4 protein-coding genes are annotated in these 4,315 nt (G+C 72.9%); 2 read left to right on the top strand and 2 right to left on the bottom strand.

Going from position 1 to position 4,315, the window contains the following annotated elements:
- Positions 1 to 44 precede the first annotated feature (44 nt).
- Entirely contained in the window at positions 45 to 662 is a 618-nt protein-coding gene (locus ACRX5S_RS10475) for a hypothetical protein (RefSeq protein WP_436772555.1), read from the bottom strand.
- Between the two features lie 213 nt (positions 663 to 875).
- Positions 876 to 2,075 carry an SDR family oxidoreductase gene (locus ACRX5S_RS10470; RefSeq protein WP_436772554.1) on the bottom strand — a complete coding sequence of 400 codons (1,200 nt, stop codon included), beginning with the start codon at positions 2,073 to 2,075 and terminating at the stop codon, positions 876 to 878.
- Positions 2,076 to 2,472: 397 nt separating this feature from the next.
- Here ACRX5S_RS10470 and ACRX5S_RS10465 point away from each other — a divergent pair, with 397 nt between their 5' ends.
- Complete coding sequence (locus ACRX5S_RS10465) at positions 2,473 to 2,751, top strand: hypothetical protein (protein ID WP_436772553.1); 279 nt, start codon at positions 2,473 to 2,475, stop codon at positions 2,749 to 2,751.
- A gap of 43 nt (positions 2,752 to 2,794) precedes the next feature.
- Positions 2,795 to 4,276 (top strand): amidase, encoded by a 1,482-nt coding sequence (locus ACRX5S_RS10460; RefSeq protein WP_436772552.1) that lies wholly within the window; start codon positions 2,795 to 2,797, stop codon positions 4,274 to 4,276.
- The last annotated feature ends 39 nt before the right edge of the window (positions 4,277 to 4,315 follow it).

Genomic DNA, 4,315 nt, shown 5'->3' with positions numbered 1-4,315 from the left:
GATCCCTTTCGGGATCCGCGCCGCGGCGTTCGTGCCGGCGTACGTCAGTCGGTGACGTACCAGTTGCCGTTGATGTACTCCATGACCGCGCTGTCCCCCATGCCTTCCTCCGACAGCGGGGCACTGGCCTTGACCGCCGACAGCGGGATCACGACCTTGGTCGCGCTCTGCTGCGTGACGCCCCCGGGATCCACGGTCGCGGTCCGCATCGCCGCCTGCTCCGAGTCGGGGATCATCTGGAAGGTGATCGGGAACGTCGACCGACAGGGGCCGAAGCCGTCGTTCTCCGCCTTCTTCGCCGCCGGGCCCGCGACGTCGCAGATCGTGTCGAGGTCCTCGCGGCCCACGGCGTGCAGGAAGGCCTCGTATCGCTGGATCGCCCCCTCCTTGGTCTTCGGCGCCGCACCCGGCTTCTCGGCCGGTGCCGACGACTGCGGCGCCGACGGCTTCGCGGAGGTTGCGGACGGCTGCCCGCCCGTCGCGGTGGACGACGACGCGGGCGCCGACGGAGATTCGGTCGGCGACGACGCGGAAGAGGCGGTTGTGGGGACCGGAGCCCCACTCGACGTCGGCGGCGGCGCGGTCTTGTCGCTCCCGTCGTCTTCTCCGCACGCGGACAAAACGAGCACACAGGCGACGGCCACGCCGGCAAGCGCGCGCATCAGGCACTCCCCTCGGCGGGATCCCTCGGCAGGATCCGAAGTGCCCGATGGTAGCGGTGCAATTGCGACGTCACGCGGCATATTCCGCGCTTTTCGACCTTGCGCCCCGACGATTTGCCGGGATTTTTCGCAACGAGACGGCCACGCCCCACCGCATGGGGCACCCGTCCGGCAATTCGGCGGGTGCCCCCTCCGGGGATGACGGACACGGCGTCAGCCGCGGCCCGCCATCACGAACCGTACGTCGGACTCGACGTTGCGCAGCACCTGATCCGACGTCAAAGCGGCAGGCCCGCCCGGGAGTTCCGGCATCCCGAGGGAGGTGGTGAACACCTCGCCCGCGCCCAGGATCGTGCTGCCCGCCGCCTGGACGGCGAGGACGTCGCGCACTCGGCCCGGCAGCGTGCGCCACCCCGGGTAGTCCGCGAGCGGCGCCTTGGCCGGGTCGTGGAACTCCGGCTCGGCGAGCCGCAGCCCGGAGCGCCACGCGGTCTCGGCGACCTGCCGGACGAACTCCTCGCACGTCGGCGCCGCCAGACCCGCACAGGCCTGGTAGAGCGAGGGTAGGCGCGAGGGGTCGCGCACCGCGACGTTCGCCAGGGCCGCGACGGCGCGGGCGAGCACGTCGCGCGGGATCATGTCGAGCCGCTGGTGCGGCCCGCACGCCGACGTGGCGACGCCGGACAGCAGCATCTTGATGTGCCCGTGCACGGACTGCGGCTCGGGGGTCCAGCCGGTTCCGGTGTCGCCCATGACCACGGACGGGCGTACGACGCACGCCAGCGCGTCGGACGCGGCGACCGCGCGCTCGGCGGCGATCTTCGACTCCAGGTACGTCAGCGGCCGTGCCGCGCAGTCCCCGGGCAGGAGCGCGGCGGCCTCGCGCGCCTGGTCGATGTGGCCCACGAAGGCCGTGGATATGTGGATCAGCGGCGCGTCCGCGTCGTGCGCGAGTTCCGCGACCCGGCGCGACCCCGACACGTTGACGCAGTGGAAATCGTCGGCGTTGTCGTCGAAACACGCGCGTCCCCCGGCGTGCACGACGACGGCGGCGCGAGCCGCGAGCTCCGACCAGGCACTGCTGTCCAGACCGAGGCGCGGGGACGCCAGGTCGACCGGGACCTCGGCGTGGGCGTGCGACGACGCGCGGCGTCCGCGCAGCGCCACGACGTGGAAGTCGGCCCGCAGCGCGCGGGCGATGGCCTCGCCGACCACGCCGCTGGCGCCGGTCAGCAGGACGACGGGGGGATCGGCCGGGGGGTCGCCGTCTTCGGCGGGCTCCTCGGCCGGAACGGGAAGGGCACCCAGATCGGGCGGGGGCGTCGGGGACGGGAGAGCCGCCGACGCGGGTGCGGGTGCGGGCACGACCACCGGCACGCGCACCGGACACAGGGGCTCGGACAGGCGGGACAAGGTGTTCACCTCGCTTCACCGGCCACCGCTGGAGTGCGGGGCATCCTCCGGGAAACGTAGGCGGAACGGGTGACCCGTGCCACTCGAACGACTACTGCGTGCGATCAGTCCAGGTGGGACCCTGTGCGACCCTTCCACGCGCATGCGAACGCGTGTGCGAATATGTCGCACGGGCACCGAGCGAACACCTGAACGAGCCACCGTGCGAACCCAAATCGCATTGCGGCAGCCGCTCTCCCGCCGCGAGACTGCGCGCATGGACCCGCGAGCCCGCACCCCCTACGCGCCGCACCCGGCCGGCGAACTCGTCACCGTCGCCGAATACCGCGCCGTCCCCGGCGCCCCCGCTCCGAACGCCGCGCTGCGCGGTTGACTGCGTGAGCGCGGCATCGACTGGATGCCCTTCGCGCTCGGCGCGGTACGCGTCGACATGATGTGCGGTCCCGGACCGACCGGGCGGTGGCAGTGCCGGCTCGCCATCCGCGTACCGGCCGCCCTGCTCCGTCCCCAGGGCCTGCACCCCGACCAGCCCTCGTCCCGTCCGGCGGCGACCGGTCCCCCCGGCTGGTGGCACGCCGAAGCCGAACGCCGCGCCCGCCGAGGCGTCTTGTGCGGCGTGCCCGACGCCCTGAGCTCCCCTGGCACGGCGCGATCCGGCCCCGGTACGCTCGACTGAGGGCTACTCACGAGTAGCAACACCTCGGCGAGGAGGAGCGGCGGTGGAGTACGACGAATACCGCAGGCACGACGCTGTAGGCCTGGCCGCACTGGTGGCGAGCGGCGAGGTGAAGCCCGCCGAACTGCTGGAGACCGCGATCGCGCGGGCCGAGGAGGTCGATCCCCGGCTGAACGCGATCGTCCGTCCGATGCACGACATCGCCCGGGAGCGGGCCAAGACCCCGTTGTCCGGCGCCTTCGCCGGGGTCCCGTTCCTGATCAAGGACCTGATGCAGGACTACGCGGGCCTCCCGACCGGCTCGGGCTCGCGGGCGCTCGCCACGCAGCCGATGCCGGAGCACGCCGAGGTGGTACGCCGCTGGCTCGACGCGGGCCTCGTGGTGTTCGGCAAGACCAACACGCCCGAGTTCGGTGCCAAGGGCATCACCGAGCCGAAGGTCAACGGGCCGACCCGCAATCCGTGGAACACCGCGCACACGCCCGGGGGTTCGAGCGGCGGGTCCGCGGCGGCGGTGGCGGCGGGGATCGTCCCGGCCGCGGGCGGCAACGACGGCGGCGGCTCAATCCGCATCCCGGCGGCGTGCTGCGGGCTGTTCGGCCTCAAGCCGGGGCGCGGGCTGGTGCCGAGCGGCCCCGCGTACGCCGAGGTGCTGCACGGCGCGGCGGTGAACGGCGTGCTGACGCGGAGTGTGCGTGACTCGGCGCTCATGCTCGACGTCATCGCGGGCCACGACCCGGCGGGGCCGTACGTGCCGGGTGCGCCGGACGGGCCGTACCTCGAACTCGCCCGCCGTGAACCGGGGCGGCTGCGCATCGGGTACGCGACGGAGTCGCCGATCGGCACCGACGTCTCGCCGGAGGCCGTCGCCGCCGTCGAGGACGCGATCGCGCTGCTGCGCGAACTCGGCCACGAGGTCGAGGAGGCCGTGACCGGCGTCGACGAACGCCAGTTGGCCCGCGACTTCCTGACGATGTGGTTCGCGTCGATGGCCGCCGAGGTCGACCACGTGCGGCAGGCCACCGGGTGCGGCGAGGACCAATTCGAGCTGGACACACGGGTTATGGCCGCGGTCGGGCGGGCGACGAACGCGCCGACGTACATCGCCTCCCACAACCGCTGGAACGAACACAGCCACCGCCTGGCGCTGTTCCACGAGACGTACGACCTGCTGCTGACCCCCACGCTGGCGCATCCGCCCGCGCGGGTGGGGCAGTTGGCGACTCCGGCCTGGATGGAGGCGGCGAGCCGGCTGCTCCTGGTGGTACGCGGGGCGGGGCTGCTGGCGAAGACGGACCTGGTGGATCGGGTCGCGGCGGAGAACCTGCGGTGGACGCCGTACACGCAACTGGCCAACATCACAGGGCGTCCGGCGATGTCGGTGCCGACGTACTGGACGGAGGGCGGCCTGCCGCTGGGCGTGCAGTTCGTGGGCGGGCTGGGCAGCGAAGGGCAGTTGTTGTCCCTCGCGTCGCAACTCGAAGAGGCACGGCCGTGGTTCGACCGGGAGCCGCCGGTCCTGTAGCGGGATGAGCCGGGTGCGGCGCCGCCGGTGGAGTCCGGC

This window comes from Yinghuangia sp. YIM S09857, from assembly GCF_051388915.1.
GTDB lineage: Bacteria > Actinomycetota > Actinomycetes > Streptomycetales > Streptomycetaceae > Yinghuangia.
This window is presented reverse-complemented; position numbering and strand designations above follow the sequence as displayed.